Genomic DNA, 26,959 nt, shown 5'->3' with positions numbered 1-26,959 from the left:
GCACTTTCCGAGAGCATGTTACTAACTACAGCATCCCAAGCTATTGCATACTTAGCAGCTAATGAAAACTCTATGGAGTTAGCAAAATCCGGAACCAGATAAGTTGGATCTTCAGGGCTCGATTCAGGGTCGATAACTGCGGCACCATCTTGAAATAGTCCCAAGATATAGTTGAACTCTTCGATCTTCGTTGAATACGTATAGTCGCCATATTCACCATACCCTCCTTCAGAAAATAAGATGTTCAAAAAGGTTCTCAAATCACAATTTTCATCCCACCCAGAAAAGCAATCTTGTGCAAATGGCAGGCATGACAATGCTTTTGTTGGTAAAACAACTTCAGCGCTACTAGTTTGATCAAAAAATTGTTCCATACTCAAATCTCAATAAAATTCCTAACAACTTTATCAGAGGACACTTTCCCTATTTTAGCGCGAAAGCATCCTTATTTTATGAACTTACATTAATAGCAAATAGTATAAGTGATTGCCCGCTATAAATATTATGCTTTCTGTAACTCATATAAACATGTAAAAAGAGGAAAGTTTCCTCTTATTCTTACTAAGTTAATAATTACTTAACTGGATGACCGCTTTTCGCTCAAAGCTGACCTATAGAGTATTTACGTTAACTCTTTTTGGGCAGAAACGAGTTACGCTGATAGTCCGCTTCTGGCACACTGCAAACGCTTACATCTTTATGTCGGATGGCGTGGCTTCGCCCCTTATCCAACCTACTGCAATTTAAGGTGCCAACTTATAAGTTTGGATCATACTAGTCTTTATTCGCTCTCTCAAAGTGATTGCATAACACTTGCGATTGCCAAGCAGTTATGAGTAATGATTATTTAAGCAACGCCAGTAACTGATTGCCCGCGGCGATGGTGTCGTTTTCGCCAGAAAATATATTTTCGGCATTTTTTAGCACAAAAACACTATCAATCCAGTCGGATACATCTTTGTTAAACATTGCGAGCATCTCTGTTGGCACATCGTCCGTGCTATCTAGTTGTGCCAGTTTGTTAGCGACTTCGTCGATGATCAGGGCTCCATCGTTGAATTCAACACAAAAATATAAGCCATTAGCAACTTCTTTCATGTACTTGGCAATTGTCTGGTAGTTTTTTTGACTGTTGAGTGCTTCTGCAAGGCCAATCTCTGCGTCTAGTTCTCGGATGGATTCAGTAAGAGAAATAATATCGTCTCGAGCGATGGGGCTTTCTTGCCAAAACTCAGTTGCACTAACCGGTGTTTTGTCCATTTTATTTCCTAACGCACCCATTTGTCCTGGTGAAAAGTCGAAAAATGCCTCTTCAAACAACTCAATATTGTCACTTGAACGCAGGTTGCCACTATATATTTTTTCATTTGTTTTAATTGCTTCAACGACTTGTTTGTTTAGTTCTAGTTTGCTTTCATTTTCTTTTGCTTGAACGGCATAAAAGCGTTTGAATAGCTCATTGGTATCTTTGATTTGTTCAGCGATGCGCTTGAGGTTGGTGAGATCTTTTTGCATTGATATATAGTGAGTAACTTCACCCTCTTCATTTTTAATCTCAGAAATATTCCACTCTACTGGGTACACTGAACCGTCTTTTCGGTAATTAATCGAAGAGCCGTAAAAATAGCCATTTTTTTTAAGTGCAGGTGTAATCTTAGCTATTATTTTGTGATTACTATCTGGGCCTTGTAGAATGCGAGGAGAGTGACCAACAAGCTCGGCTAATTCATAGCCGGTATGTTCGCAAAAAACCCTGTTGGCATACACGATTGGGTATCCCTTGATGTGGTCCGCATTAGTGACAACAATAGCGTGGTGGGAATGCATGAGAACTTGTTTAAGTAGCTGGAGCACTGAGCAACTGTGCATAAGCTGACTAAAAAATGCAGTTTCTTCTAAACTTGATATTTTGTTATCCATGAGCCTTGAACTCCACTTGCGTAATACAGACTAAACTAAACCTAGTGCATGTGTGGTGAAAAACCAGCAGCTAATGGTTAATACGTGTGCTCAGGAGGTTTAGATTATTTTTATGTATGGCATTTGAGTTTTTAGTTGGATATGTACGGTTAATACGCTTTATTCTCTGCCTCAAAGCCTTGCGAATTAATTTCATATCATTTGAGTTGTTAACCTTAGTGTTAACAAGTTGTCATAGAAATTTCATTTCATTGGTCGCAAAATTGATTGACTTGGCGTCTGATCTAGATAGACTGAGCTTAGACAAAAAATATGTCAGTGTTTATAAATCTCCATTACGTTGTTGTATAAGTCATACTTGTAGTACCGTCCTGAAGTTTTTAAGTACCGTCTAATTTTTGCTCTATGCGCCCAGATGGGCATAGTTAAATTTTTAAATCAGGATATCTAGATATGTCTAATACAGTAACTGGCACAGTTAAGTGGTTCAACGAGTCAAAAGGTTTTGGTTTCATTGCACAAGAGAATGGCCCTGACGTTTTTGCTCACTTCAGCGCAATCAAAGGCGACGGTTTCCGTACTCTTGCTGAAGGCCAACGTGTTGAGTTTACTCTTGCTACAGGTCAAAAAGGCCCTCAAGCAGAGAACATCACTGTTATCTAAGCATTCGTGCTGTAAAAAAAGCAAGCTAAGGCTTGCTTTTTTTGTGTCTGAAATAAAGCAAATGGCGGCTAATGATAACCAGACAGAACAAGCTTATATAATTCGGTTCTTTTTACGTCTTCAAATGCTAAACGTAGCTTGTTTATTACTTCATCTGAGGTATCAATATTGGCGGCTAAATACCCGCTTACCGATAGGTTTGGCACACTGAATACAAAACGGAAATGATCTTTTGGCAAGTTAAGCGCGTCTGTCATAGGTTGGATATATCGAGGGTCATCTAACACTAAATCTACTTTATTTGTGACGAGAAGTTGGTATGAACGCTCGATATCTGCGGTGAGTACATAATCGAAACCAAACTGCTCGAGCTTTTCTGCAGCGATATCTCCACGTTGCACGGCAAGCCTATACTTCTTTGCATCTTCTAACGCTTCAATCTTAACGTCTTGGCGATAACTGTTGGTAACAAACCCCAGTTCAAACCTAGCCACGGGACCAATCCAATGAAAGTTTTGCTCTCTTAACGGCGTTTTGGCCATGCTGTATATCAAAGTGTTTTTGCGTTCACTGGCGACCTTAAAGGCTCTTGCCCATGGATAAAGGTGGTAATCCGCATCTAGGCTTGCTTTGCTCACTATTTGTTTTACCAACTCGGTACTGGTGCCGCCTACAACGCCATTATCATAAGTCTGGTTAGGTGGCGAAAGTTCGGTTACGACGGTTAAATGCGGTAAAGTCGCTGCTATGCAGTCACTGCTTAGACATAAACCAGACCATAACAGGGACATAAGCAACAAACTGTAAAGGCGTTTATTTACAACCACGGCAGTACCCAAATTATATGTATACTATAAGTGTAGCAAATAAGTTTAAAAACAGCGCGAGTTAGTTCATGCAAAAACTTGATAAGTTACCACTCTTTAAAAGGTTTTTGCTCGCTTCACCTTCTCATAATTAGGCTACATAGGACTTTTAATCAATTCATGATGTGCGAATAGGTTCACCTCCTTTACCTGTAGTTCAGCTTTTCGGTGAAATAAAGTAGGAATCAGTTCGCTAAATAAATGAGTGAAGAGTCAGTAATTTTGCAACATTTTGTGGGTACGGTACATAAAATGCTTACAGAATATCGGAGGAAGACCTTGCTGGAATTTGACACTCGCCATAAACCGCGTGGACTTAAACGTATATATTTTGCATTTAAACATTCAATGCGTGGACTGAAATGGTTGGTCCGCAATGAGTCTGCGTTTCGCCAAGAAGTGGCGCTACTCGCCGTCACTTTAGTTGTTATTTTTAGTCTTGAAATCGGCTTGTACGAAAAGGTTGCTATGTTATGCGCTACGTTATTTGTGATGTTTGCCGAGATCATCAATACCGCCATTGAGGCAACTATCGACCGTGTTAGTTTTGAGATACATCCCTTATCAGGCTTGGCAAAAGACTTAGGCTCAGCGGGGGTTTTGGTATCAATAATCGTGTTTCTGTGTGTTTGGGGTAGTTGTATTTATAGCAACTTTTGGGTGACATAATGGCGGCTGTATAGCGTTATGTGGTTTCAGACTTATGTTCAATATTGTGATTATCATTCATCATATTTATATAGGTTATAAGTTAAATTGTCGACAATCTATTGGTTTCTAGGTTGACGTTAACGTAAAGCGGCACTATATTGTCTACAACTTTTTATCACTCAGTATATGTGGGCTAAGATGGAGTTTTTTCAAGAGCAAGCCGTAACATCCTCGGATAAAGCCTTCTTTCGTCTTCGCAAGGAGATTGTTGAGGGGGTGATCCCATCAGGGTCTAAGCTGAGTGAGACCGAATTGTCGACAAAATACCAAGTGAGCCGTGCTGTGGTGCGTGAGGCTATCAATCGTTTAGAAGCGTGTAATATTGTTGAACGTAGGGCTAATGTCGGTGCGCGTGTTGTATCACTTAGTCCCGAAGGTTTGGCTGAGCTTTATCAGGTAAGAGAAGCGCTTGAGGGGATGGCTGCGCGCTTAGCAGCCTTGCACATGAGTGCAGAAGAGGTAGCTGACCTGAACGCATTACTCAATAGCCAATCACATGAAGTGAAAAGCGCAGAGCTTTATTACCAAGAAGCGGGCGACTTGGACTTTCACTATCGAATCATTTTAGGCAGTAAAAACAGCCACCTGATCTCTATGTTAGTGAATGGTTTATATCATCTAGTGCGCATGTATCGCGTGCAATTAGGTATGGCAGGTCCAAGAGTCACCAGTGCTTTTGACGAACATAAGCATATCGTACAAGCCATCAGCAATCGTGATCCGGAATTAGCGGAAATGCTGATGCGTCGACATATCACATATTCAAAAAATAATATCGAAGCTAAGCTTCAAAACAGCTTATAAGAGAGAACATCATGACAGGATATAAAAGCGCAGGTAAGAAGTTTCGCGAGGCATTAGAGGCTAATCAACCATTGCAAATTGTAGGCACAATCAATGCCTACTCGGCTATTATGGCTAAGAAAATAGGCCATCAAGCTATTTATCTCTCTGGTGGTGGCGTGGCAAACGCTTCTTACGGTTTACCAGATTTAGGCATGACGTCACTTAATGACGTGATTGCAGATGTGCAGCGCATTACAGCTGCATGTGACTTACCTCTGATGGTAGATATTGATACCGGTTGGGGTGGGGCATTCAATATCGCTAAAACCATCCGTGATATGGAAAAAGCAGGCGCTGCAGCCGTACATATGGAAGATCAGGTTGCCCAGAAACGCTGTGGTCACCGCCCAAATAAAGAGATTGTCTCTACAGAAGAAATGGTAGACCGTATCAAAGCTGCGGTAGATGCTCGCACGGATCCTGACTTTTTCATTATGGCGCGCACAGACTCGTTCGCACAGGAAGGTTTAGAAGCCGCGATTGAACGCGCTAAAGCTTATGTGGCAGCAGGAGCTGACGGTATTTTCGCGGAGGCTGTGCAAACTGAGGAGCACTACCGAGCGTTCAGCGAAGCGTTAGATGTGCCTATCTTGGCTAACATCACCGAATTTGGCAAAACTGAGCTTTGGAACAAAGATCAGTTAGCACAGTGGGGCGTCGATATGGTGCTTTACCCACTGAGTGCGTTCCGTGCAATGAACAAAGCGGCGGAGTTGGTCTATCAAACAATTTTGTCAGACGGCGATCAAAAGGCGGTCATCGACACCATGCAAACACGTATGGATTTATATGATTACCTTGGCTATCACGAATACGAGCAAAAGCTTGATTCATTGTTTGCCGAAGGTAAAAACAAGTAATTAAAGAAATCATTATGATGGGCCTGATGTTAACTAAAATATTGGCCCATTAGAGAAAAATAATATTCAGCAGGTAAAAATTCAGGAGACAACAAAATGGCAAAAGTACTAAGCGGTGCTGGCCTTCGAGGCCAGGTAGCAGGGAAAACAGCACTATCAACAGTGGGTAAATCAGGTTCTGGCCTCACGTATCGTGGTTATGATGTTAAAGAGTTGGCAGAACACTGTGAATTTGAAGAAGTGGCCTATCTTATTCTAAAAGGTCACTTGCCTACTCAGGCTGAACTTGACAGCTACAAGGGCGAATTACGTTCGATGCGCGGTTTACCACAAGCATTGAAAGAAGTGTTGGAACGTATTCCAGCTGATGCTCACCCTATGGATGTGCTACGTACAGGTTGCTCAATGCTAGGTAACTTAGAAGGTGAAACAAGCTTTGACTTACAGGGCAAAGTGACAGATCGCATGTTGGCGTGTTTCCCAAGCATTATTTGTTACTGGTATCGTTTCAGCCACGATGGTGTGCGCATTGACGTGGAAACGGATGATAATTCAATCGGTGCACATTTCCTACACATGTTACATGGTAAAAAGCCAAACGAGCTACATGAGCGTGTAATGCATGTATCCCTAATTCTTTATGCAGAACATGAGTTCAACGCCTCTACCTTCACTGCTCGTGTATGTGCGTCGACACTCTCAGACATGCATTCATGTGTTACTGGTGCGATTGGTTCACTACGTGGCCCACTACACGGTGGTGCAAATGAAGCGGCGATGGATATGATCGAGCGTTTCACTTCGCCTGAGCACGCAGAGCAAGAAATGATGGGTATGTTAGAACGAAAAGAAAAAATCATGGGCTTTGGCCACGCGATTTACTCAGAGTGTGACCCACGTAACGAAATCATCAAACAGTGGTCAGAAAAGCTAGCAAAAGATGTGGGAGATACCGTACTTTATCCCGTATCTGTACGTTGTGAAGAAGTGATGTGGCGCGAGAAGAAACTGTTCTGTAATGCAGACTTTTTCCACGCATCGGCATATAACTTTATGGGTATTCCTACTAAGCTATTTACACCTATTTTCGTAATGTCACGTTTAACTGGCTGGGCTGCACATGTGATGGAACAACGTGCGGATAACCGCATTATTCGTCCGTCAGCTGAGTACACAGGCGAAGAGTTACGTCCTGTCACGCCTATCTCAGCGCGTTAATCACGCATTGATGCGGCTAACCCATGTTAGCCGCTTGCTATTTTGTCCGTCATCAAATTCCAATGGATGTAGTTATGAATACCAAATACCGTAAGCTGTTGCCTAATTCGCAACTGAGCTTTTATGACACACGTGAAGCAGTTGATTCTCTAAAACCAGGTGCCTACGACACCTTGCCTTATACATCTCGTGTGCTTGCTGAAAACCTAGTACGTCGTTGTGAAAGCGAAAAACTGGATGACTGCTTGACTCAGATCATTGAGCGTCGTCGTGATTTAGATTTTCCTTGGTTTCCAGCGCGTGTTGTATGTCATGACATTCTTGGCCAAACGGCGTTGGTCGATCTGGCGGGGTTACGTGATGCAATCGCTGCTAAAGGGGGCGATCCATCTAAAGTAAACCCTGTTGTACCAACTCAGTTAATCGTTGACCACTCATTGGCAGTAGAGCACGCTGGTTTTGAAAAAGACGCGTTTGAAAAAAACCGTGCGATTGAAGATAGGCGTAACGAAGATAGATTCCACTTTATCAACTGGACCAAAACCGCATTTAAAAATGTTGACGTTATTCAACCGGGTAACGGCATCATGCACCAAATTAACCTAGAAAAAATGTCTCCAGTGATCCATGCCAGAGATGGCGTGGCGTTTCCTGATACATTAGTGGGTACCGATAGCCATACACCACATGTTGATGCACTTGGCGTGATTGCTGTGGGTGTGGGTGGCCTTGAAGCCGAAAGTGTGATGCTAGGCCGTGCTTCGTACATGCGTTTGCCTGATATCGTTGGTGTAGAGTTAACTGGTAAGGCTCAGCCGGGAATTACCGCAACCGATATCGTACTTGCGATAACAGAGTTTTTACGTGCTGAAAAAGTGGTGGGTGCCTACCTTGAGTTTTACGGCGAAGGGGCGGCGAGTCTGACTCTTGGTGACAGAGCTACCATCTCAAACATGACACCTGAGTATGGCGCGACTGCAGCGATGTTCTACATCGACCAGCAAACAATTGATTATTTAAAGCTAACGGGCCGTGATGATGAGCAGGTTCGTTTGGTGGAAAGCTATGCTAAGCACACCGGCCTTTGGGCGGATAGCCTTGAATCAGCTCAGTATGAGCGAGTGTTAAAGTTTGATTTATCATCGGTTGGGCGTAACATCGCGGGTCCATCTAACCCTCATAAACGTGTTGCAACGGCGGATTTGGCCAAAGAGGGCATCGCAGGCGTTGTAGAGAATGAAGAAGGTAAAATGCCTGATGGTGCGGTGATCATTGCTGCTATCACCAGCTGTACAAACACCAGTAACCCACGCAACGTCATTGCGGCCGGCTTGTTAGCGCGTAACGCCAATGCCAAAGGTTTAACCCGTAAACCTTGGGTTAAATCATCATTAGCGCCGGGTTCAAAAGCGGTAAAAATGTATCTTGAAGAAGCAGATCTGTTACCGGAGCTTGAACAATTAGGGTTTGGTGTGGTCGCATTTGCATGTACCACTTGTAACGGTATGAGTGGTGCCCTCGACCCTAAAATTCAGCAAGAACTGATCGATCGTGACCTGTACGCTACCGCTGTATTATCAGGTAACCGTAACTTTGATGGTCGTATTCACCCTTACGCAAAGCAGGCATTTTTGGCGTCTCCCCCACTAGTTGTGGCATATGCTATTGCTGGAACTATCCGCTTTGATATCGAAAAAGATGTTTTAGGTCATGATCAACAAGGTAATCCAGTTACCCTCAAAGACCTTTGGCCGAGCGACGAAGAGATTGATGCAGTGATCGCACAAAGTGTGAAGCCTGAGCAGTTCCGCCAAGTATACGAGCCGATGTTCGACTTAACGGTTGATTACGGTGAGCACAATAACCCACTGTATGATTGGCGCGAGATGAGTACCTATATTCGTCGCCCGCCTTATTGGGAAGGGGCTTTGGCCGCTGAGCGCACCATGAAAGGTATGCGACCGCTGGCGGTATTGGGTGACAACATCACCACGGATCACTTATCACCATCCAATGCGATTCTTGCCAGCAGTGCAGCAGGTGAGTATCTAGCAAAAATGGGCTTGCCAGAAGAAGACTTTAACTCCTATGCAACGCACCGAGGCGACCACTTAACAGCTCAGCGTGCAACCTTTGCGAACCCGAAACTATTTAATGAAATGGTACGTGACAAGCACGGTGAAGTTAAGCAAGGCTCATTGGCGCGTATTGAACCGGAAGGTCAAGAAACTCGTATGTGGGAAGCGATTGAAACCTACATGGAGCGTAAGCAGCCGTTGATCATTGTGGCTGGTGCTGACTATGGTCAAGGGTCTTCGCGTGACTGGGCTGCTAAAGGCGTACGTTTAGCGGGTGTTGAGGTGATTGCTGCTGAAGGGTTTGAGCGTATTCACCGTACTAACTTAATTGGTATGGGTGTGTTGCCGCTTGAGTTTAAAGCGGGGACGACTCGCAAAACCTTAGAAATAGATGGCACAGAAACCTTTGATGTAGAAGGGGAGCCAAGTCCGGGTGCAACGTTAACACTGGTGATAAACCGTAAAAATGGTGAGCGTGTTGAAGTGCCAATGACATGTCGATTAGATACCGCTGAAGAGGTGTCAATCTACTCAGCAGGTGGTGTACTACAGCGCTTTGCGAAAGACTTTTTAGAAGCTAACGCATAACTTTTAACAACACTTGACCCTGTTTATCAGGGTCTTGGAAGATGCTTTACAGGAATAAGTAATGTCTTTTAAGCCACAAATTAAAGTGCCCGCAACCTACATGCGTGGTGGCACCAGCAAAGGGGTATTTTTTAACCTCACTGATTTGCCACCTCAAGCGCAGGTGGCAGGCCCCGAGCGCGATGCTTTGTTGTTACGTGTGATTGGTAGTCCAGACCCTTATGGTAAGCATACTGATGGTATGGGGGGAGCTACATCCAGCACCAGTAAAACGGTTATTTTGTCAAAAAGTACACAGGCTGATCATGATGTCGATTACTTGTTTGGACAGGTGGCCATCGATAAACCATTTATCGATTGGAGCGGGAACTGCGGCAACTTAACGGCCGCAGTGGGCTCGTTTGCTATCAGTAATGGTTTGGTTGATGCTGGTAGCATTCCACAAAATGGTATCGCCGTGGTGCGTATTTGGCAGGCTAACATCAAGAAAACCATTATCGCGCATGTACCTATTACGGATGGGGAAGTGCAAGAAACGGGTGACTTTGAACTTGATGGTGTCACGTTTCCTGCCGCCGAGGTGGTCGTTGAGTTTATGGACCCTGCGGATGGCGAGGGTGCTATGTTTCCATCTGGTAGCTTGGTGGACATGTTGGAAGTACCTGGTATTGGCAAGTTTGCGGTCACCATGATTAATGCTGGTATACCGACATTATTTTTTAATGCTGATGAACTTGGCTATACGGGCACGGAATTGCAAGAAGCGATTAACGGTGATGATGCAGCATTGGCACGGTTTGAGACTATCCGCGCACATGGTGCTTTGAAGATGGGCTTAATTAGCTCGTTAGAAGAAGCGGCTACACGCCAGCATACGCCCAAAATTGCTTTTGTCAGCAAAGCGCAAAGTTATTTGGCCTCCAGTGGTAAACAGATCAACGCCCATGACATAGATATCTGCGTTCGCGCACTATCGATGGGTAAATTGCACCATGCCATGATGGGCACTGCTGCGGTGGCAATCGCGACTGCTGCAGCCATTCCTGGGACTTTGGTGAACTTGGCGGCAGGTGGCGGTGCCCGTGAGAGTGTTACTTTCGGGCATCCTTCTGGCACGTTACGAGTGGGCGCAGCTGCACAGTACATTGATGGACAATGGCAAGCAGAAAAAGCGGTGATGAGCCGAAGCGCGCGCGTGTTGATGGAAGGCAGTGTGCGAGTGCCTCAGCTGTAACAACGTACACTTTAGATTTTGTTGGTAATGTTACCAAGGCCCAGATAGGGCCTTTTTTATCACGTCAATTAAATTAGGAAACAACACCATGGAAGTGGTTTTATCTTTAGCGTTAACGACGGCGCTATTGTTAGGCTCTCCTGGCCCTGCGCCATTGGCTTTGGCTGGGGTTGGAGCGAGTTTTGGTTTTCGTCAAGGAAGTGGTTTCTTGGCTGGAATTTTAGGTGGCCTCTTGGTGGTGATCGCTATAGTTGCAGCGGGGCTTGGCACGTTATTTAATGCTTATCCAACCATTAAAATAGTTTGTCAGCTAGCGGCAGCCGGTTACTTGTGTTTTGTGGCTTATCGAATCGCGACAGCACAAGGCGGTATTACATCTCAAACAGGGCAGCCACCCGTATTTAAAGATGGGTTTATCTTAAATCTGATTAACCCTAAGGCGTATGCCGCATTTTTAGCTATCTTTGCAAACAACATGCTGCAAACGCACAGCCCATTGCTCAATCTACTGTTAACAGCGACTGTTTGTTTTCTAGTTGCTGTTATAGTTGATACGCTATGGATGGCGGCGGGGGCGAAGCTGAGAGTCTTCTTTGCAAAGCCAAAACAAGCTAAGCGGTTGCGTTTGGTGTTTGCTTTGGCATTAGTGGTAAGTGTTATGGTTGCCGTGGTGGGTTAATTTGCTATTTTAGCAACATGAAACGCTTGAGGATGACGAAATGGACGTAATTACCCCAACACACTCTCATATTATGCAACTGATGACTTGGTTTAACAGTCGAGGTGATTTGCTCACGTGGGCTGGACCAAACTTTCGTTACCCTTTTGATCTCAATTCTTTTAAGGCAGACTTAAGACTGACAGAGCTGGATAGCCTAGCATTGCAATCATCGCAAGGTGAATTAATGGCCTTTGGCCAATACTACTTACGTTCAGGCTGTTGTCACCTTGCCCGTTTAGCCGTAAATCCAGCATATCGGGGCCAAAGGCTCGTCGATAGACTACTGAGCGAGTTGTGTAAACGGGGTTTACAGTCGCTTCAAGTGCAGCAATGCTCGTTGTTTGTGTATAGTGATAATCAATCTGCTAGCAAAGCTTATGAGCGTTTTGGATTTGTTTCAACGCAACTTCCTGATGGTGATAAGTTGCCAGATGCTATATATATGAGAAAAAGCAATTTTAGTCGCAAGCTAATTAATTAATAAGCAAAGGAAGACAGATGCAACCGATCATTACTACAGCACGTTTAATATTACGGCCTTTTGACTTTGATGACGCAGCAACAGTAGCAAAGTTGGCTGGGGATAAGCGAGTCAGTGATATGACTAAGAATATTCCATATCCCTATTCACAAGACATGGCGACCGAATGGATCAGTACTCACCAGTCTCAGTATGAAAGTGGTGAAAGTGTGGTATATGCCATCACCCAGCGAGGCGATAACAGTGTGATTGGCGCACTAGGCTTTGTAGAAATTGTCAATAACGTGGGTACGTTAGGGTATTGGTTAGGGTGTGATTACTGGGGGCAAGGTATCGCACCTGAAGCGGTGAATGGGCTGGTTAGCTATTATAGAAAACACCACTATCTACAAGGGCTTGAGGCGACACACTTTGTAGAGAATACTCGCTCCAGAGCGGTTATTGGCAAACTAGGCCTCAGTTATGTAGAAGATACCGAGATAACGCTAAAAGGTAAACAACGAGCAATCAGTGCTCATAGGGTAATGTTCTAATTCTCAGTGAGTACGGCTGTTAGCCATCATAGATTGACCCTATGTTACGCATTGCTAACTCCTATTTTATGTTGAGATGGTAAGTCAATATCATTTACGCCATACACAACATGAAAAGGAGTCTTTAATATGACCACACACATTTTTAGCAGGCGCTCGCTGCTATCACTTGCCTCGGCTGTGCTGACGCTGCCTGTTTTGGCAAGCCCAGGTGATTGGATCAATACCAGTGGTGATTTTGCCACGCTAAATCCTAATGCTTCCGAAGTACGTTTTGCCGTTCACTATCCGCAGCTTCGCGACGGAAATTGCGGTATTGGTATTGCGTTAAATGGTTTCAATAGCCGAGAGCACTATTATCGTGAGCTACTTGAGCATATAGATGTTAGATCAATTTATTTGACCGACAGTGGTTTATACGAATTATCACCCTCATCGGTTACGGACAAGGGCATATTGTATTCATTCGACTATACAGCCCAATACTACATGACCTACGTTACCATCAACACCAAAGATGGCCGTACCTTTGGGGAAGTATTCGATGGTATGTCAAGTTGGAATAGTATCTATGCGCTCACCAGCGCTGTGACCTGTCAGCAGCTCGAAGAAGTTAATCTAGCGGCTCACTCAGCACCGCTTTGATTTCCTGCTTGAGGTTATGACTCACGGTACTATTTTGAATGTCAAAACGGTGGATGAGGCATAGCTCATCAATGACCATTGCATCGTTGTGTTCATAACGGTGTAATGGCTCAGAGCTTTTCTTGGCAACACGTTGCGGTAATATTCCCAAGCCAATACCTTTGGCAACTAAGCAAGCGATTACTTCTAGATTATTAGAGTGCTCGACTTGGAAGTGGGTCAAGTCTATCGCCTTAAGCAATGCCTGAGATTGCTTGAGGTTAGGATCACAGTACAAAATGACCCGCTCATTGGTCTTTGCAACTGCGTCAAAGTTTGCACCGCGCCACAGTGTTACCTCGTCTAAAAACAGCTTGTGGATCACCAAATCTGGGTGTTGGATTGGGTTGATCACAAGACCAAAGTCAATTTCAAATCCAACGACTTGTTCGGTGATTTTTCTTGAAAGATCATGAACTAAGTTTAGTTTTACGTTTGGATACTTGTCTTTCAAAGCAGGGAGTAAGCGAGGCAGGCTATAAAGCGCTACTGATGGATGGCAGCCGATAGAAAACGTGCCCAGCATATCGGTTCCAGCGCGGATCACATTTGCCTGTAACTGCTCCCAGTCGGCCATAAATTTACGGCTGTGTTTTGCCAAAGCAGCCCCTGAGCGCGTTAGTTTTACGCCATTTCGACTTCTAATCACCAGTTGTGTGTTGAAGCTTTGTTCAAGGCGTTTGATCGCCGCACTCATACTAGGCTGCGTGATACCTAGGCGATGAGCCGCACGTGAGAAGTTTAATGTGGTCGCCACTTCTGCAAAATAACTTAGATCATCAAATGATGGTCGCATTGTTTTCCTTCACATATTTTTAACTTTAATTGATGGTGTTAACTATAATCGGTATGTGGCTCATATGGGAACTTTGTTTGTTGAAATACTAAGTTCAGACTGTTGGTGACTAATTTTGTCTATATAAATTAAAGCGTTAAATTTTTACTTTTGTATAAGTAAAGTGTAAAGCGTTGTAGTGTTTACCTATGCTTGCTTGATTAGTTTAGGGTGGTTAACTTTTATTTTACATTTGTTGTGGCTATCTCTATGATAGAGCATAAGCTCAGCCTACAATAAGGAATATTGAAAATGATGACAGGAAATATCAAACCAAGTCTTCAATGCGCAATAGCTGCTTTGACCGGAATTATGTGTGCCTTACCGGCATCTGCAAATCCTGCCGATTGGCTTGCAAGCAGCGGAGATTTTGCAACCTTGCATCGTGATGCCAGTGAAGTAACATTTTTTGTGAACAACATTTATCCAATGGGTGGTAATTGTGGTGTGGGTATCGCTTTCAATCGCACGAATCGTCATGAGCGTTACTATCGTGAGCTGCAAGCCCACCTTAAGGTAGAGTCTACATATTTAAACAGCAACGGTGCTTATGAATTACAGCCAAGTAGTATTAGCCGTCACAGCATTTTGTATCCCTTTAATTATGCATCTTCGCAGCACAGAGATACTCATGTCACAATTAGTACCAAAGACGGTAGTACGTTCGGTGAGGTATTCAAAACTATGTCGGTGTATTACGACATTCATGTATTGGTCAGCGCTGTGTCTTGTGAGCAATTATAATCAGTGCGCCAATACACATCTAATTTTGTTTTATTTGTTGTGAAAATATAAAAATCAAATAATATCAGTTAGTCAGAATAGGCTATCACATTACCAATACCATGACTGTCGTGGAATAGGCGACAGCATGGTGTTTATTCTTTACATAATAGCGAATATTTTTTACCTAATATGGCGACTTACTCTTGCACTACATAAAGAGACAGGTTTAGGATATTGTTCCGTTTATCGCTTCTACCACTTCAGTTAAGGAATTAAAAATTCATAGGGTTGGTTTTGCCAGATGGTTGTGTTGGGGCACAAGTTGTACCTATGTTTAAATGAAGTTGAAGGAGTCAAAATAGCTTAATAATAAGGAATAAAAAGCATGAAAACTTCGCTACTACTCAAGTCAAAAAAACTAAAAGAACTTTCACGCTCTAGTGCAAAGCATGTCAATGGCGGTGAGCTTTCTCTACCCGATACACTCCCACCACAGGCTGGGCGACATGGAACTCAAAGATACACATCATTTAAAACAATTAAGTGTTAGGCATGTCACAATGGAGCATGAGTGAGCTAGCTAGTTATCCGCATGTTTTGTCTCAAACCAATGCTCTAAATACCTAATACATTTCACAACCTTGTCAGGCACAAAATGTCTGGCAGGGTAGAGTGCGTATAGGGTTAATAGCGGCTTGTTGGTATGTGGTAGTATTTCAACCACATCACCACGTTCGAGTGCGTTTTCACAAACAAAATCGGGTATAAAGCCGATGCCCAATCCACGCTTTATGGATTGCATCATAAACAGCGTACTGTTGACCTTTAGATTACCCGACACGCTCACTCCCTCCTCAATTGGCCAGACATCTTTTCCTTGAAAGTAGCTGTAAATAAAACAGTTATGTGAAGCTAAGTCTTGCGGTAATGTAATTGCAGGGTGTTTTTTCAAATACTCAGGTGAAGCGCAGATTTTATAGGAAAAGCGTCTAAGCGGTCTGCCGACATAATTGGATTCAATTTGCGTACTTGATGCACGAAAGCCAAGATCGAATCCTTGCTCGACCAAATCTACCGTTTCATCACCCAAATGAATATCTAACTCGATCTCAGGGTTCAGCTGCATAAAGTCAGCGAACAATGTAGCAAGATCGGTGATCCCCAATGCCATCGGAGCATTGATTTTCAATTTACCGCGTGAGTTTTGTTGTAAGTTTTGCGCAAATTGATCCGCATCTTCTACTTGAGCGAGGATTTCACGCGCGCGTTGCAAATATCCTTCACCAATATGCGTTAACTTTACATTTCGGGTTGTGCGATGTAACAGGCGAGCGCCCAAATTCTCTTCTAATCGGCTTATTTCTTTACTGATCATCGACTTCGATGAGTTTGTAAGCTCAGCTACTCGGGTAAAGCTACCCAAGTCGGCTAGGCGAACAAATAATTTGATTGCTCTGAGTTTATCCATAGAACACTGTTCCTTAAATATATTGTTCTCTAATTGAGAACAGTGCATTCACATTATCGATATATATGAAAACAAACAAGCTGTTTATGATTTTCAAACGCCTAAATGACAGGCGCAGTGATAATGACATTTTAACTATTCTTTGAGGAAAAGCAGATGTATACACTTTACTATTCACCCAGAGCCTGCTCTTTGGCCACTCAAGTTATTTTGCGAGAGCTGGGACAGCAGGTAGCACTAATTAATAAAAGCACGATTGAAAGCTTTGCTGATATTAACCCTGTAGGCAGTATTCCGGTGCTGCTTGATGGTGAGAAAACCTTAACAGAGGGCGCGGCTATCATACTGTATTTATTGCATAAACATCGAAGCTCTATGCTTCCAAAAGAAGCGGACGACTACCAGCAAGCTGTGCAAGATATCATGTTTGCCAATGCCACGGTTCACCCTGCATATTCTAGATTGTTCTTTATTACACAAAATATGTCAGCGGGGGTGGCTCAAACTGACGCAATGAAAGCGGCAGCACAGCACCTCACTCAATTATGGCTGGTGGTTGAGTCACGCTTATCGAAGCAGCCATTTCTAGGGGGAGACGTACCTAGCGCAGCGGATATTTTGTTGGCAGTTTACGCCCATTGGGGGAGTTTTTTTCCGGTGGAAATAATTATTGGAACGCGTGCACAAAGCATGATCAGCTATGTTGAAAGCATGGAAAGTTTTCAATTGGCAGTCGCTGCTGAGCAATCACAGACCGACGAGCTAGCTTCGTGAACATGAACAACCAAGGCAAGCAGCAGGACTTTGCTCATGTCACAGCCGTTATCGATAAATATTTCGAGGGTATACACAATGGGGATGTGGCGCTGTTAGCAGAGATTTTTCACCCAGATGCATGGCTAAAAGCCCCTTTGCAGCGGCGTAATTTAAAGCAGTGGCTAGCTGATGTAAAGGAGCGCTCTGTGCCTGCACAGTTAGGACTACCTTATGCATATCGGGTGTTATCAGTTGAGGTAATACATCATCAAGCTATGGTAAAAGCGTATTGCCCATTGTTTGATTTCATCTATATCGATTTTTTAGGACTACTGAAAGAGCATGGTCGCTGGCGTATCGTCAATAAGATGTATGTCGACGTCAAGTCTGCCCACATTGAAAATGAATGATCCAAGGAGATTAACTTTATGCCGTATATAAATGTCAAAGTAACCGATGAAGGGGTAAGTTGCGAACAAAAACAAGCGATTATCAAAGGTTGTACACAGTTGATGGTTGATGTTTTGGGCAAAAACCCACAGACCACCTTTGTGGTGATTGAAGAAGTGGACACAGATAACTGGGGGATAGGCTATGAGCAAGTCACTCAGTTACGGAATCAATCATAACGCTGTACTTAAAGATGTGTAAATAAGCGGCACTTTTCAGTGCCGCTTTGTCAGTTATTTGTACAAGGCAACACGTTGGTTTAACAATTAATAGTGGCCATCATTACTCTATTTCTACCACTGGCTTTGGCTTTATAGAGCGCTTGGTCTGCACGCTTTATGAGCATTTGGGTTGTTTGTCCATGCTCAGGGAAAGTAGCAACACCTGAACTTGCTGTGAGGGTGGTGACTTTACGTTCTTCAATGATGATCACTTGAGAGGCTACACATTGTCGTAATTTTTCAGCAATACGCAGGGCTGTGCTACTGGCACAATGGGGTAAGATAACGACGAATTCTTCACCACCATAGCGGCAGGCTTTATCGTTACTACCTAGGTTTTTGGCGAGTGTTTGCGCGACTGTTTTTAGTGCCTCATCTCCCCCAAGATGTCCATAGGTGTCGTTAAATTGCTTAAAGTGGTCAATATCTAAAATGATGATACTTATGGGGTAGTGCCCTTGTTGCGCAAGTTTTATTTCTTGGTCGATTTGTTCATCAAATTTACGTCGGTTAAGTAAACCGGTTAGGCCGTCCATGTTGGCCACCAGTTCGAGCGCTTTATGCTGTTCGATAATTTTATTTTTCATGCTGTTAAAGGTATGTGCCACACTGGCCATCTCAACGGGAATACCGATATCAATGTGGTGGTTTGTATCTCCCGTAGCAAACTTCGAAGCTCCCTCTGTGAGCTTATCCATGCTACTGAGCAGTGAGCGATTAATAATGACAAGACCCAGCAAGCCAAGTAATACGGCTAAAAAAAGTACAAGTACATACAGTCGTTCAGCTTGTTCAATGGTCTTTAGTACTTGGTGATGCAACTGTTCATTGTGTTGTTGTAAGTCTTCATATATTTGTTCTAGCTCATAACCCAGCTTGTTTATTTCATTCTCAAATTCAATGACTCGACTTCCGGACTCGGAATAGTCGTGGTTATGAGGCATACCTAAAATAACCTCAGAGTGAGAGGCTACCTTGGTCCACTGTTGCTGCGCGATAAGTAGATCTTCGTTTAATCGTGAGTACACCACGCTAGGAGATTGATTTAATTGGGAGAATGCGTCGTCGATTTGTTGTGCATGAGCGGTGTACTCAGCACGGTAATTGGCATCGCCGTCTATCGTAAAGTTTGTAATTGCTCTTGATACATCCCAAGCATTTTTTTGTAGCGCATTGACAGGGCTGAGGATACCTAGCTGTTCAGAGGAAAGGGTCAACAATGGACTAACGATGCGTTCGTTAACAAATAGGTAGGTCAAAATAGAAAAAGCAATGAAGGGGGAAATAGTCATTACCAACCCCGAGGTGAGCCAAAAGCGAAGAGAGCGTTTTTGCCAAAAGCGAACAGCGTTTTGATACATCGCTGCATACCTCTATAACTTGTTGTATTTCATAGCTGAATGAACAGAGTATAGCTGCTTGGTACAAACAGTAAAATTTTTGCAAACAAATAATGTATCACCCTTGAGAGTTCAGTATGTGGCGGTATTTGTTAGGGGTGACATTAGCAATATGTTTTAATTCTCTGGTCATGTGAGCCTGATCGCTATAGCCTAGCTGTTGGGCTATCGCGGCAAGTGGTGCTTCATCGTATTGTTTTAATGTATTAAGGGTGTGGCGTACGCGCATGATTCTGTGAAAGTGCTTTGGCGTGATACCAAGCCAAGTTTTAAATTGTCGTTCTATTTGCCTTTGATTGAAGACGGTGGTGTGCTGTTGCTCAGGCGCTGTTGACTGTAGTACATCAATCGCATGTTTTAGAGAGCGAGGCAATGGCTTTGGTTGTCCGAGGTGTTGGCATATCCATCTATAGATAAGTGAAATCAGGGTCCAACTGCCCTTAGCATGTGATAGTTGCTGGAATATTGGAAGTAGGGCCTGACCAATATCGCTGTCTGATGAAATAACCGTTGGGTGGCATGGTTTCGTATCTAATATGCTCACTCCAAAGCCTGGCTGAAAACGTATACCGACTACAGTACTACCAGCAGGAATGCTGATAGTGTGGGTTTGAGTGCTAACAGGCTGAACCAGTATACCCGTCGGTAGTGCTTGGTTACCAATTCGTAATGACTTATTAAGGTTAAATAAAACCCCCATACAGCCATCACCATTTAAACAACGCACTACATCGCTGTGATTTGTATCACAGGTTTTTGCACACCATATTGCTTGAATAAAATCTGCGATATGATGTTTTGGTTTGTAAATGGTGAAGTTTAGCCGCAAACCCACAGGCAGCGCTCCTTGTTTAGCTATTCGCTCATTTTCTCAATAGTAGGGGAGAATGCTTTTGATATACGGTTCCAACTATTAATAGCATTGACAGCAAGCGTAACGTCTAGCAGTCCTGGTTCTGTCAGCACATCAACAGCCAGTTCATACTCTTTTTGGCTGACTCGCTCATCGCTGACGATTAACTCTGCCCAAGCCAATGCGCTGCGCTCAACATGCGTATAAATGGGCAGCCCACGCCAAGCATTTAGCCCTAAAATACGCACGGGCATCTCCCCTCTCTCAAGGGCTACTTTACTATGCATATCGATACAAAAAGCACATTGATTGATTTGTGATACACGCAGCTTTAGTAACTCCCACAAGGACGCGCTGAGTGTCTCACTGCTACTAAACTGATTTGATAAATATTGCTCTTGATTGAGTAAGATGTCCATCGCTTTAGGGGCGATTTTAAAATAATTGATACGTGAGGTCATAGTCATGCTCCTTAATTACGTGCTCGGTAAAAGCTTATCTAAGGAGTGGTGCGAGGTATTGAATATTTCCGACAATTAGCCAACAATGATCCGTGAACCTTGGACACGCCGAGGCCGAGGTACACAGCGGTGCTATCGCCTCTTGGGTTCGATATCAAGGCAGAGAAGTCATGCTCCCCTGCCATAAGCGATTAAAAAGTAATGATAGTTGAAACCGCTTCTTCGTCAGCGGTCTGAATTGACATCTTGATGGTGCGGTTTTGCCAGTCGATGTCTAACATACCGTAGTTGCTACCTGATTTATTAATTAAATGACGATTGCTGGTGGTAAGGTTGCTGATACTTGGGCTTACAGTACCCACATAACCCGTTGGGATTTTCGCACCACTTGGCGCACAGTTACCCCACTGTCCTTCCACCCCTTTACCATTTTCATCTACTTGGGTGTAGCACCACGGTTTATCGTTATCTCTGTTGGTACAGCCTTGATAGGTAACACCACCATAGTTAAACGGTAATTTACACTGCTTCGTGTAGCTGCCATCGCCTTTGGTATCAGCGTAGATAGGTAATCTAAGTGGATTTTCGATGTGATATGGCCAATTTTGACCAAAACCAGAGGCTGTGATCTCATATACCGTGGCTTGTTTTCCAAATTCGCTGCTTGCAGGTATATCCTTTTGTAATAACTCACCCCAGTGCTGATCTCCCGATAGAAAAATCACGACTTTAGTTTTTCCGTCATTGATTGACTTTTGCACCATGCGTAGTAAGCGCTCACGTTCGCTGGGCATTTCCGCCCAAGACTCATAACTGGTGCCAGACATCGCTGTTTCGCCCAGCGACTCTATTGCAGCTTTAAACTGTTGACCGTTACCATAAGCACAGTAACTTGCCATGCTGCGGCCTTGATAAAGGGGTGGAAGCACTTGAATGCCACTGGCTATTAACTTGATTTCTGAAGGTTTTGCCAGCTCTTGTTCGAGCCATTGCCATTGTTGTTCGCCGAGTATAGTACTTTGCTCTCCTTCGCACTGACCATAATTATTAAAGGTTGGTGAGCGAAAGTAACGCGCATCAAGTGTGATGACATGAGTTTGTTCATTGCCGCCGCCCAGCATTTTCGCCTCGTAAATACCTGCTTGGCCGTTAAGTCTTGGGTCGTTCTGTGGGACATCGAAATGGCGTAGATACTCTTTTTGTGCGTTCTCGCGTTCGGGATAATGCTTACCGTCATTATTCCTACCAAAGTCATGATCATCCCACGTGGCCATCACAGGGATCTGAGCTTCTAAAAAGGCATGGTAATCAGCATGTTGCTTTTTCTCGTTGTATTTTCTGCGCATGCTGCTCATGTCAGTTGTGTCGGCATAGATGTTATCTCCAAGCCATAGAAACAAGTCTGGTTTTTGGGTGATTAGACGTGCCAACGCCTCTGGCATATCACCTTTAGTTTTAAAGCAAGAACCTAAAGCAACACGATCAAGGCGCTTGCTCGCTTGTGGATGTGTATGGCTTAGGATTTCAGAGGGCTCAGCAAGGTCGCACTCTTCCCATTCGCTCTCGCTAATATAGCACCATGGTGTGGTATGATTTCGAGAACTACAGCCATAAAATTGCTCCCCTTGGTAACTTGAAGGTGCACGACACGTTTTACCGCTTTTGGTCGTAAATTGGGGAATGGTCTCAACTTTTACATTAGCCCAATATGCGCCTTCTTGAGCATCTTTGAGGTAACACCATTGACTACCATCGTTGTTTTTGTTGGTGGTACCTTGGTAGTCTGCGCCTAAATAGTTAAAACTGTTTTTACACTGATCATAATGCACCTCGCTCTGTGCTAGCGCTAGCGTAGGCAAAAGTGCAATAATTATACTGCTGATTTTATTCATGTTATTTCCTAAAATAAGTAGTGCTTCCTGGTAACGATGGTCGTCCATGCTAGAGGCAAAACATATTAGGGGGTGGGTGTGATAGATTGCTTGCAAAACTATTTCAACTGCATGACTTTATTCTTAAAAGTTTCATTAAATAACCTAAACTCGAGATAAGTTATATGCGCGGCACTGTATGCCTTAATTTAGTCATATTTTTATTTAATTGGCTTGCTCATCTTTGCCATCCCAAGAGCTGGCTAAGTAGGTTGGAGACGGACCAAGAAGCCGCTAGAATAGACAGGTATCTTTCAGGCAATAGATGCCTTGTCGAATAAACGAATTTTGCTGTGTTACTATCTGTCGTGCGCCTAACAATATAGGAGTAGGTATGTTCAAATCGGCCAGTGTGGCGTTAATTATTTCAGTACTAGCCTTGGTTGTTTCTTTATATGGTGTTTTTAATCGCCCACAGCAGGTTGAGAGTGTGTTTATGGAAGATACTTTGCAAAGTGGTATCGAGCGTCAACAGCTGTCTCAGTCAGACACCATTGTTAGTCTTAATGCGCAGATATCGCAGTTGGAAGCGAGATTACAGAGGCTGGAAAGCCGTGATGGCTCCGATATGAATATGGCGCCCCGAGATAACTTTGAACAAGCTGTGTTGAATGTCATTGAACAGCAACAAGCGCGAGAACGCGAAGAAATGCGCAGCAAAGACCCCGCTTACGCATTTTATGAAAGCTTACCTCAAGACTATGAAATAAAGCTCAAAACAGACCCTGATTATGCGCAGCAAGTAAATAGAGAATTAAACGCGAAAGTACTAGATAGCAGTTTACCAGCGTTAGAGAGACTCTCAGCGATGGGGCAACTACAAATGAATATGTATGTGCTTAACAAAACTCAAATGAACGACTATAGCTTTGAAACTGTGGATGCAATATTAAAAATTGCTCAGCAAAGCAGTGACGAAAAGCTCAAAGTACAAGCGCTTGAAGTGATTGCTGGCACACCTCTTACAGACGCGAGGGTAGCGGATAGTTTTGTATCGATCGTTGAGCGGGAAGAAAATGATTATTTGCGAAGCATGGCCGCCGATGGTTTGATGTTGCAGTACTACCAGTCAAAAAATAAACAGCCTGATCTAAACCGCCGCGTAGCACAGCAAATACTCGCGCTTTACAACCATGGTGATCAAAAGCTTAAAAGCCTGATGAAAAATCATATGTTCAGCGACGATATGATCAATGAATTAAATGAGGTACTAGATAATGGGTAGCCTTATAGAAAGTGCCTAAGCGGCACTTTTATCTAATCCTCACTATGTGACTCTGAGGGTGCGTCTGACGCATCACGTATGGTGGATGTAGTTTGGGCTGCTTGTTCCTCTTCTAACGCAGCACGTTGCGCCTTTGAAATATAGCGAGGTTTATTGCTTTTATGTAGTTTTGCATTGGCTCGCTTATCTTTCTTTTTCAGCGTTTCGTAAATCTTCTTTTTGCGATTCATAATATCTCTCTTTTCGACGGCAGTATTTTACACTCAAAGGCCATAAAACAAAAATGATTTGCTCATGCCATCATTAAGATATCAAGACCCTTTTTTGGGTAAATAAGTGTACTTTTTGTATTATTTTTTGGGCTCTCAACTGGTTGTTTTATAGTGAATTGTTAATTTATTAATTGACAGCGGTGTCTTTTTTGTTGCGTGTTCGTTATCTCGGTGTTATGTTTTAGTTCCCTTTTTGGGGAGTGGCATGTGGAGGAATGTAATGAATAACAACAAGAGTTTATTAGTGCTTGCCGTGGTGGCAGCAACTGGCTCGGTGTATGCAAATACATCGCCAGATCAAGATCTTATCAAGCGAGATCCACTGACTTTTCAGCAGTGGCATCTACAAAATACGGGCCAAACTGGGTTCTCATTATCGGCGGGTAAAGTGGGTGAAGATCTCAACTTGGACTTTGCGGATCGTATGGGTATCAAAGGTCGTGGTATTACTGTTTCTGTTATTGATACAGGGGTTGAAATTTCACACCCTGATTTGAAAAACAATGTTGTACCAGGTTCACGAAATCTGATTGATGGCAGTGATTATCCAGTGGATACTCATGGTCATGGTACAGCTGTTGCAGGTTTGATAGCGGCTGAAGAAGGCAATAATTTAGGAGGGCGGGGTGTAGCACCTTATGCCAACTTGATTGGTTTTAACTATTTGAGTGAGCAATCATTGGCATCTTGGATGGTGTCACACGGCTTGAGCGAAGATTTCAGAGTGCTTGACCGCTTTACCGATCCTCGGGTATTTAACCAAAGTTATGGTAGTACTCCGTCTTCACCACCAAACGGTGATCTGAGTTTAGACCCAGAATATGCCTTGGTTGAACAAGTGATGCGAGATATTTCACTTGACAGTCATTGGGGACGAGGTGCTGCGTATGTAAAATCTGCGGGTAACTCATTCCGCTATTACAATACATATATTCAAGGTATACCGTTTTATGTTATTCCGTATGAAAACAATGAGTTCTTCAACAATAATGGATTGCCTTTTCACAATGCAAATATCGAGTTAGGTAACACATTATTTTGGAATTTAGTGGTTTCATCACTGAATGCTGATGGTCACTTGTCTTCTTATTCATCGGCCGGTGCTAACATCTTTTTATCGGCACCTGGTGGGGAATATGGTCAGGACAAACCAGCGATGGTCACAGTTGATTTAACTGGTTGTGAGCAAGGGATGAATGTTACGGGCACACATAAGAATGCGCTTCATGGTGGCTCACAACTTGATCCAAATTGTGATTTTACAGGTGTGATGAACGGTACCTCTTCAGCGGGTCCGAATGTTGCTGGCGCGGTGGCGACGGTGATGTCTGCAAACCCAGCGCTTGATGCCAGAACGGTACGTCATATTCTGGCCTCTACCGCCCGCAAAGTTGACCCACAACATCAAGGTGTGAGTCTTGATTTTGAAACTGCAAGTGGAGAAACCGTCACATATGATGCCGTACCTGGTTGGCAAACCAACGCAGCAGGTTATCACTTTCACAGCTTCTATGGTCTTGGTGCCGTTAACGTCGATGATGCTGTATACAAAGCCTTGTTTACAGGTGCTTCTTTACCACAGCTGCAAATTACACCGTGGCAGAAGCAAACAGCAGGCGTTACGGTTCCAGATGCAAGTCTAGTTGGTGCACAAAGCACTATGGGAATTGACCAAAACCTAACCATTGAAGCGGTGCAACTTAAGTTAAATCTGGATCATGAACGTCTTCGTGATATTGCCATTGAACTGACTTCACCATCGGGTACACGCAGCGTGATGATGAGTGCCCGCACAGGCTTTTTAGATGGCACTGACGGCGGCTATACGGATACTGTGATGTTGAGCCATCAATTTTACGGTGAGAAGTCACAAGGTAATTGGACACTCAAGGTGCTTGATACAGATAAAGGTACTAGCAGTACTTTGATCTATAACCCAGAGATTGGCTTGTTTGCGACTAATCGTACTAACAATACAGTTGATGGCGTGCTTAAAGACTGGTCACTGCGTATTTACGGACATTAAGGAGTAGATAATGAAAAAATTACTTATGTTAGTAGCGCTGAGCACATCTAGTGCTGTATTGGCAAATTACCCTGTATCTGTGAATGAGCTACAACAGCTACAAATTAAAGATGTCAGTCAATTGCCATCATCTGGTTTTACCCAAACAAATGAGCTAAATGGTGCTCAATCAGTTAGAAAAGATCAAGTGATCATTGGTGAGAATGGCTTAAATGCCTATCAGGTAACAGGTGAAGTATTAATTCAACTGGCCGCATTCGCTGATGCTGATGAAGTAGCAAAAGCGCATGGTTTGACGCTTACACAGGCGTACAAGTCATTCTACGTGGTGACTTCAAAGCAAGACAATTTGGCGCAAGTGCTGGCGGCTTTGCAACAAGATGGTACTGTTGTTTCAGCAAGTTTGGGCCTCAAAGATTTGGGCGTGAAAATAAACTGATTTATTAGCAATGAGTGGCTGGTATACGGATGTGCGGCCACTACTTACTTAACGCCATTTTGTAAATTGAAGATGAGGCGTAAACAGGTGTTATTTTTATATTGATGCTTGAATAATAGCGTTAGGTAAGTGAATTAGGTGGAAAGTATCAAGAGAGTAATACAAGTGTATTACTCCTTTTTATCGGTAGATTAACAGTCTTGTGAGTAGCAATACTGTGTACACATTCTTGTGTAGTCACCACAAAAGTATGGGTCCGTTTTACAGCGATCTGTATCTGGCTCCAGTACACCGCCGGCAGCATTTGGTGTCAATTTTTTAGAAAGTATATTTTTTAGAAAGTATATTTTTATCTGAAGATAATGTTTTTAGTTTCTTTTTGTTGATTGGTAATTTCATTTTATAGTCCTTATTATTTATTGCTCATAGAGCTTATTGTTATAAAAAGTTGAGGTTGATTTTCCCTTAACTTGTAGTGGCCTTTAAGCCAAGT

The 26,959-nt window shown here is 43.4% G+C and carries 29 protein-coding genes; 19 read left to right on the top strand and 10 right to left on the bottom strand.

Features of this window, described 5'->3' with window-relative positions:
* On the bottom strand, positions 1 to 374 hold a 374-nt coding region (locus L1070_RS19725; RefSeq protein ID WP_237126841.1), incomplete at its 3' end, for a hypothetical protein.
* 469 nt (positions 375 to 843) lie between these two features.
* Positions 844 to 1,920 carry a PAS domain S-box protein gene (locus L1070_RS19720; protein WP_237126840.1) on the bottom strand — a complete coding sequence of 359 codons (1,077 nt, stop codon included), beginning with the start codon at positions 1,918 to 1,920 and terminating at the stop codon, positions 844 to 846.
* Positions 1,921 to 2,373: 453 nt separating this feature from the next.
* Between L1070_RS19720 and L1070_RS19715 the strand changes: the two genes are divergently transcribed.
* Positions 2,374 to 2,583 (top strand): cold-shock protein, encoded by a 210-nt coding sequence (locus tag L1070_RS19715; RefSeq protein WP_070986022.1) that lies wholly within the window; start codon positions 2,374 to 2,376, stop codon positions 2,581 to 2,583.
* A 68-nt stretch (positions 2,584 to 2,651) separates the two neighbouring features.
* On the opposite strand, the gene L1070_RS19710 is transcribed toward L1070_RS19715, so the two are convergent.
* Positions 2,652 to 3,374, bottom strand: coding sequence for a transporter substrate-binding domain-containing protein (locus L1070_RS19710; RefSeq protein WP_070986141.1), 723 nt, complete (start codon positions 3,372 to 3,374; stop codon positions 2,652 to 2,654).
* A gap of 423 nt (positions 3,375 to 3,797) precedes the next feature.
* Here L1070_RS19710 and L1070_RS19705 point away from each other — a divergent pair, with 423 nt between their 5' ends.
* The 10 genes from L1070_RS19705 to L1070_RS19660 all read left to right on the top strand — a co-directional run bounded on the left by L1070_RS19705 (position 3,798) and on the right by L1070_RS19660 (position 13,364).
* Positions 3,798 to 4,118 carry a diacylglycerol kinase gene (locus L1070_RS19705; protein ID WP_343221782.1) on the top strand — a complete coding sequence of 107 codons (321 nt, stop codon included), beginning with the start codon at positions 3,798 to 3,800 and terminating at the stop codon, positions 4,116 to 4,118.
* A gap of 180 nt (positions 4,119 to 4,298) precedes the next feature.
* Positions 4,299 to 4,964 carry a GntR family transcriptional regulator gene (locus L1070_RS19700; protein ID WP_070986023.1) on the top strand — a complete coding sequence of 222 codons (666 nt, stop codon included), beginning with the start codon at positions 4,299 to 4,301 and terminating at the stop codon, positions 4,962 to 4,964.
* A gap of 11 nt (positions 4,965 to 4,975) precedes the next feature.
* Entirely contained in the window at positions 4,976 to 5,866 is an 891-nt protein-coding gene (gene prpB / locus L1070_RS19695) for a methylisocitrate lyase (RefSeq protein WP_070986024.1), read from the top strand.
* A 96-nt stretch (positions 5,867 to 5,962) separates the two neighbouring features.
* Positions 5,963 to 7,084, top strand: coding sequence for a 2-methylcitrate synthase (gene prpC / locus L1070_RS19690; protein ID WP_237126839.1), 1,122 nt, complete (start codon positions 5,963 to 5,965; stop codon positions 7,082 to 7,084).
* 74 nt (positions 7,085 to 7,158) lie between these two features.
* Positions 7,159 to 9,750 (top strand): Fe/S-dependent 2-methylisocitrate dehydratase AcnD, encoded by a 2,592-nt coding sequence (gene acnD, locus L1070_RS19685; protein ID WP_237126838.1) that lies wholly within the window; start codon positions 7,159 to 7,161, stop codon positions 9,748 to 9,750.
* Between the two features lie 61 nt (positions 9,751 to 9,811).
* Positions 9,812 to 10,984 carry a 2-methylaconitate cis-trans isomerase PrpF gene (gene prpF, locus L1070_RS19680; protein ID WP_237126837.1) on the top strand — a complete coding sequence of 391 codons (1,173 nt, stop codon included), beginning with the start codon at positions 9,812 to 9,814 and terminating at the stop codon, positions 10,982 to 10,984.
* 88 nt (positions 10,985 to 11,072) lie between these two features.
* The gene (locus L1070_RS19675; protein ID WP_237126836.1) at positions 11,073 to 11,663 is read left to right on the top strand and encodes a LysE family translocator; all 591 of its coding nucleotides are present in this window, start codon (positions 11,073 to 11,075) and stop codon (positions 11,661 to 11,663) included.
* A gap of 40 nt (positions 11,664 to 11,703) precedes the next feature.
* Positions 11,704 to 12,186: an N-acetyltransferase gene (locus tag L1070_RS19670; RefSeq protein WP_237126835.1), complete on the top strand. Its 483-nt coding sequence runs from the start codon at positions 11,704 to 11,706 to the stop codon at positions 12,184 to 12,186.
* 17 nt (positions 12,187 to 12,203) lie between these two features.
* The gene (locus L1070_RS19665; RefSeq protein ID WP_237126834.1) at positions 12,204 to 12,719 is read left to right on the top strand and encodes a GNAT family N-acetyltransferase; all 516 of its coding nucleotides are present in this window, start codon (positions 12,204 to 12,206) and stop codon (positions 12,717 to 12,719) included.
* 129 nt (positions 12,720 to 12,848) lie between these two features.
* Positions 12,849 to 13,364, top strand: coding sequence for a hypothetical protein (locus tag L1070_RS19660; RefSeq protein ID WP_070986031.1), 516 nt, complete (start codon positions 12,849 to 12,851; stop codon positions 13,362 to 13,364).
* Here L1070_RS19660 and L1070_RS19655 read toward each other — a convergent pair.
* Positions 13,333 to 14,199 carry a LysR family transcriptional regulator gene (locus L1070_RS19655; protein WP_237126833.1) on the bottom strand — a complete coding sequence of 289 codons (867 nt, stop codon included), beginning with the start codon at positions 14,197 to 14,199 and terminating at the stop codon, positions 13,333 to 13,335. The genes L1070_RS19660 and L1070_RS19655 overlap by 32 nt on opposite strands.
* A gap of 291 nt (positions 14,200 to 14,490) precedes the next feature.
* On the opposite strand from L1070_RS19655, the gene L1070_RS19650 reads away from it, so the two are divergent.
* Both L1070_RS19650 and L1070_RS19645 read left to right on the top strand, forming a co-directional pair.
* Positions 14,491 to 14,982 carry a hypothetical protein gene (locus L1070_RS19650; RefSeq protein ID WP_237126832.1) on the top strand — a complete coding sequence of 164 codons (492 nt, stop codon included), beginning with the start codon at positions 14,491 to 14,493 and terminating at the stop codon, positions 14,980 to 14,982.
* A gap of 367 nt (positions 14,983 to 15,349) precedes the next feature.
* Positions 15,350 to 15,514 (top strand): hypothetical protein, encoded by a 165-nt coding sequence (locus L1070_RS19645; RefSeq protein WP_170829153.1) that lies wholly within the window; start codon positions 15,350 to 15,352, stop codon positions 15,512 to 15,514.
* A 30-nt stretch (positions 15,515 to 15,544) separates the two neighbouring features.
* On the opposite strand, the gene L1070_RS19640 is transcribed toward L1070_RS19645, so the two are convergent.
* Positions 15,545 to 16,432 carry a LysR family transcriptional regulator gene (locus L1070_RS19640; RefSeq protein ID WP_070986034.1) on the bottom strand — a complete coding sequence of 296 codons (888 nt, stop codon included), beginning with the start codon at positions 16,430 to 16,432 and terminating at the stop codon, positions 15,545 to 15,547.
* Between the two features lie 156 nt (positions 16,433 to 16,588).
* On the opposite strand from L1070_RS19640, the gene L1070_RS19635 reads away from it, so the two are divergent.
* The 3 genes from L1070_RS19635 to L1070_RS19625 are packed head-to-tail and all read left to right on the top strand — an operon-like array spanning position 16,589 to position 17,817.
* The gene (locus L1070_RS19635) at positions 16,589 to 17,206 is read left to right on the top strand and encodes a glutathione S-transferase family protein (protein ID WP_237126831.1); all 618 of its coding nucleotides are present in this window, start codon (positions 16,589 to 16,591) and stop codon (positions 17,204 to 17,206) included.
* Positions 17,207 to 17,208: 2 nt separating this feature from the next.
* Positions 17,209 to 17,598, top strand: a complete 390-nt coding sequence (locus L1070_RS19630) for a nuclear transport factor 2 family protein (RefSeq protein WP_237126842.1) — start codon at positions 17,209 to 17,211, stop codon at positions 17,596 to 17,598.
* Between the two features lie 18 nt (positions 17,599 to 17,616).
* Positions 17,617 to 17,817, top strand: coding sequence for a 4-oxalocrotonate tautomerase family protein (locus tag L1070_RS19625; protein ID WP_237126830.1), 201 nt, complete (start codon positions 17,617 to 17,619; stop codon positions 17,815 to 17,817).
* Positions 17,818 to 17,897: 80 nt separating this feature from the next.
* Here L1070_RS19625 and L1070_RS19620 read toward each other — a convergent pair whose 3' ends face one another.
* The 4 genes from L1070_RS19620 to L1070_RS19605 form a co-directional block, all read right to left on the bottom strand.
* The gene (locus L1070_RS19620) at positions 17,898 to 19,220 is read right to left on the bottom strand and encodes a sensor domain-containing diguanylate cyclase (RefSeq protein WP_237126829.1); all 1,323 of its coding nucleotides are present in this window, start codon (positions 19,218 to 19,220) and stop codon (positions 17,898 to 17,900) included.
* A 97-nt stretch (positions 19,221 to 19,317) separates the two neighbouring features.
* Positions 19,318 to 20,094, bottom strand: coding sequence for a helix-turn-helix domain-containing protein (locus tag L1070_RS19615; protein ID WP_237126828.1), 777 nt, complete (start codon positions 20,092 to 20,094; stop codon positions 19,318 to 19,320).
* 20 nt (positions 20,095 to 20,114) lie between these two features.
* Positions 20,115 to 20,573 carry a carboxymuconolactone decarboxylase family protein gene (locus L1070_RS19610; protein ID WP_237126827.1) on the bottom strand — a complete coding sequence of 153 codons (459 nt, stop codon included), beginning with the start codon at positions 20,571 to 20,573 and terminating at the stop codon, positions 20,115 to 20,117.
* A gap of 191 nt (positions 20,574 to 20,764) precedes the next feature.
* The gene (locus L1070_RS19605; RefSeq protein WP_237126826.1) at positions 20,765 to 22,465 is read right to left on the bottom strand and encodes an alkaline phosphatase D family protein; all 1,701 of its coding nucleotides are present in this window, start codon (positions 22,463 to 22,465) and stop codon (positions 20,765 to 20,767) included.
* 373 nt (positions 22,466 to 22,838) lie between these two features.
* Here L1070_RS19605 and L1070_RS19600 point away from each other — a divergent pair, with 373 nt between their 5' ends.
* Positions 22,839 to 23,729, top strand: a complete 891-nt coding sequence (locus L1070_RS19600; protein ID WP_237126825.1) for a hypothetical protein — start codon at positions 22,839 to 22,841, stop codon at positions 23,727 to 23,729.
* Positions 23,730 to 23,761: 32 nt separating this feature from the next.
* Here the strand turns inward: L1070_RS19600 and L1070_RS19595 are convergent, their stop codons facing one another.
* Positions 23,762 to 23,959: a DUF2986 domain-containing protein gene (locus L1070_RS19595; protein WP_237126824.1), complete on the bottom strand. Its 198-nt coding sequence runs from the start codon at positions 23,957 to 23,959 to the stop codon at positions 23,762 to 23,764.
* Positions 23,960 to 24,221: 262 nt separating this feature from the next.
* Here L1070_RS19595 and L1070_RS19590 point away from each other — a divergent pair, with 262 nt between their 5' ends.
* The gene (locus L1070_RS19590) at positions 24,222 to 26,027 is read left to right on the top strand and encodes a S8 family serine peptidase (RefSeq protein ID WP_237126823.1); all 1,806 of its coding nucleotides are present in this window, start codon (positions 24,222 to 24,224) and stop codon (positions 26,025 to 26,027) included.
* Positions 26,028 to 26,037: 10 nt separating this feature from the next.
* Positions 26,038 to 26,466 carry a hypothetical protein gene (locus L1070_RS19585; RefSeq protein WP_237126822.1) on the top strand — a complete coding sequence of 143 codons (429 nt, stop codon included), beginning with the start codon at positions 26,038 to 26,040 and terminating at the stop codon, positions 26,464 to 26,466.
* Positions 26,467 to 26,959 lie beyond the last annotated feature (493 nt).

It is taken from the genome of Pseudoalteromonas sp. MMG022 (assembly GCF_021654245.1).
Taxonomy (GTDB): Bacteria; Pseudomonadota; Gammaproteobacteria; order Enterobacterales; family Alteromonadaceae; genus Pseudoalteromonas; species Pseudoalteromonas amylolytica.
Note: the sequence above shows the minus strand (reverse complement) of the source record. Positions and strands in the feature narration are given on the sequence as shown.

Coding starts and splice junctions, on each gene's coding strand:
- L1070_RS19720 (WP_237126840.1), bottom strand. CDS start 1,920: ATGGATAACAAAATATCAAGTTTAGAAGAAACTGCATTTTTTAGTCAG.
- L1070_RS19715 (WP_070986022.1), top strand. CDS start 2,374: ATGTCTAATACAGTAACTGGCACAGTTAAGTGGTTCAACGAGTCAAAA.
- L1070_RS19710 (WP_070986141.1), bottom strand. CDS start 3,374: ATGTCCCTGTTATGGTCTGGTTTATGTCTAAGCAGTGACTGCATAGCA.
- L1070_RS19705 (WP_343221782.1), top strand. CDS start 3,798: ATGCGTGGACTGAAATGGTTGGTCCGCAATGAGTCTGCGTTTCGCCAA.
- L1070_RS19700 (WP_070986023.1), top strand. CDS start 4,299: ATGGAGTTTTTTCAAGAGCAAGCCGTAACATCCTCGGATAAAGCCTTC.
- prpB (WP_070986024.1), top strand. CDS start 4,976: ATGACAGGATATAAAAGCGCAGGTAAGAAGTTTCGCGAGGCATTAGAG.
- prpC (WP_237126839.1), top strand. CDS start 5,963: ATGGCAAAAGTACTAAGCGGTGCTGGCCTTCGAGGCCAGGTAGCAGGG.
- acnD (WP_237126838.1), top strand. CDS start 7,159: ATGAATACCAAATACCGTAAGCTGTTGCCTAATTCGCAACTGAGCTTT.
- prpF (WP_237126837.1), top strand. CDS start 9,812: ATGTCTTTTAAGCCACAAATTAAAGTGCCCGCAACCTACATGCGTGGT.
- L1070_RS19675 (WP_237126836.1), top strand. CDS start 11,073: ATGGAAGTGGTTTTATCTTTAGCGTTAACGACGGCGCTATTGTTAGGC.
- L1070_RS19670 (WP_237126835.1), top strand. CDS start 11,704: ATGGACGTAATTACCCCAACACACTCTCATATTATGCAACTGATGACT.
- L1070_RS19665 (WP_237126834.1), top strand. CDS start 12,204: ATGCAACCGATCATTACTACAGCACGTTTAATATTACGGCCTTTTGAC.
- L1070_RS19660 (WP_070986031.1), top strand. CDS start 12,849: ATGACCACACACATTTTTAGCAGGCGCTCGCTGCTATCACTTGCCTCG.
- L1070_RS19655 (WP_237126833.1), bottom strand. CDS start 14,199: ATGCGACCATCATTTGATGATCTAAGTTATTTTGCAGAAGTGGCGACC.
- L1070_RS19650 (WP_237126832.1), top strand. CDS start 14,491: ATGATGACAGGAAATATCAAACCAAGTCTTCAATGCGCAATAGCTGCT.
- L1070_RS19645 (WP_170829153.1), top strand. CDS start 15,350: ATGAAAACTTCGCTACTACTCAAGTCAAAAAAACTAAAAGAACTTTCA.
- L1070_RS19640 (WP_070986034.1), bottom strand. CDS start 16,432: ATGGATAAACTCAGAGCAATCAAATTATTTGTTCGCCTAGCCGACTTG.
- L1070_RS19635 (WP_237126831.1), top strand. CDS start 16,589: ATGTATACACTTTACTATTCACCCAGAGCCTGCTCTTTGGCCACTCAA.
- L1070_RS19630 (WP_237126842.1), top strand. CDS start 17,209: ATGAACAACCAAGGCAAGCAGCAGGACTTTGCTCATGTCACAGCCGTT.
- L1070_RS19625 (WP_237126830.1), top strand. CDS start 17,617: ATGCCGTATATAAATGTCAAAGTAACCGATGAAGGGGTAAGTTGCGAA.
- L1070_RS19620 (WP_237126829.1), bottom strand. CDS start 19,220: ATGTATCAAAACGCTGTTCGCTTTTGGCAAAAACGCTCTCTTCGCTTT.
- L1070_RS19610 (WP_237126827.1), bottom strand. CDS start 20,573: ATGACCTCACGTATCAATTATTTTAAAATCGCCCCTAAAGCGATGGAC.
- L1070_RS19605 (WP_237126826.1), bottom strand. CDS start 22,465: ATGAATAAAATCAGCAGTATAATTATTGCACTTTTGCCTACGCTAGCG.
- L1070_RS19600 (WP_237126825.1), top strand. CDS start 22,839: ATGTTCAAATCGGCCAGTGTGGCGTTAATTATTTCAGTACTAGCCTTG.
- L1070_RS19595 (WP_237126824.1), bottom strand. CDS start 23,959: ATGAATCGCAAAAAGAAGATTTACGAAACGCTGAAAAAGAAAGATAAG.
- L1070_RS19590 (WP_237126823.1), top strand. CDS start 24,222: ATGAATAACAACAAGAGTTTATTAGTGCTTGCCGTGGTGGCAGCAACT.
- L1070_RS19585 (WP_237126822.1), top strand. CDS start 26,038: ATGAAAAAATTACTTATGTTAGTAGCGCTGAGCACATCTAGTGCTGTA.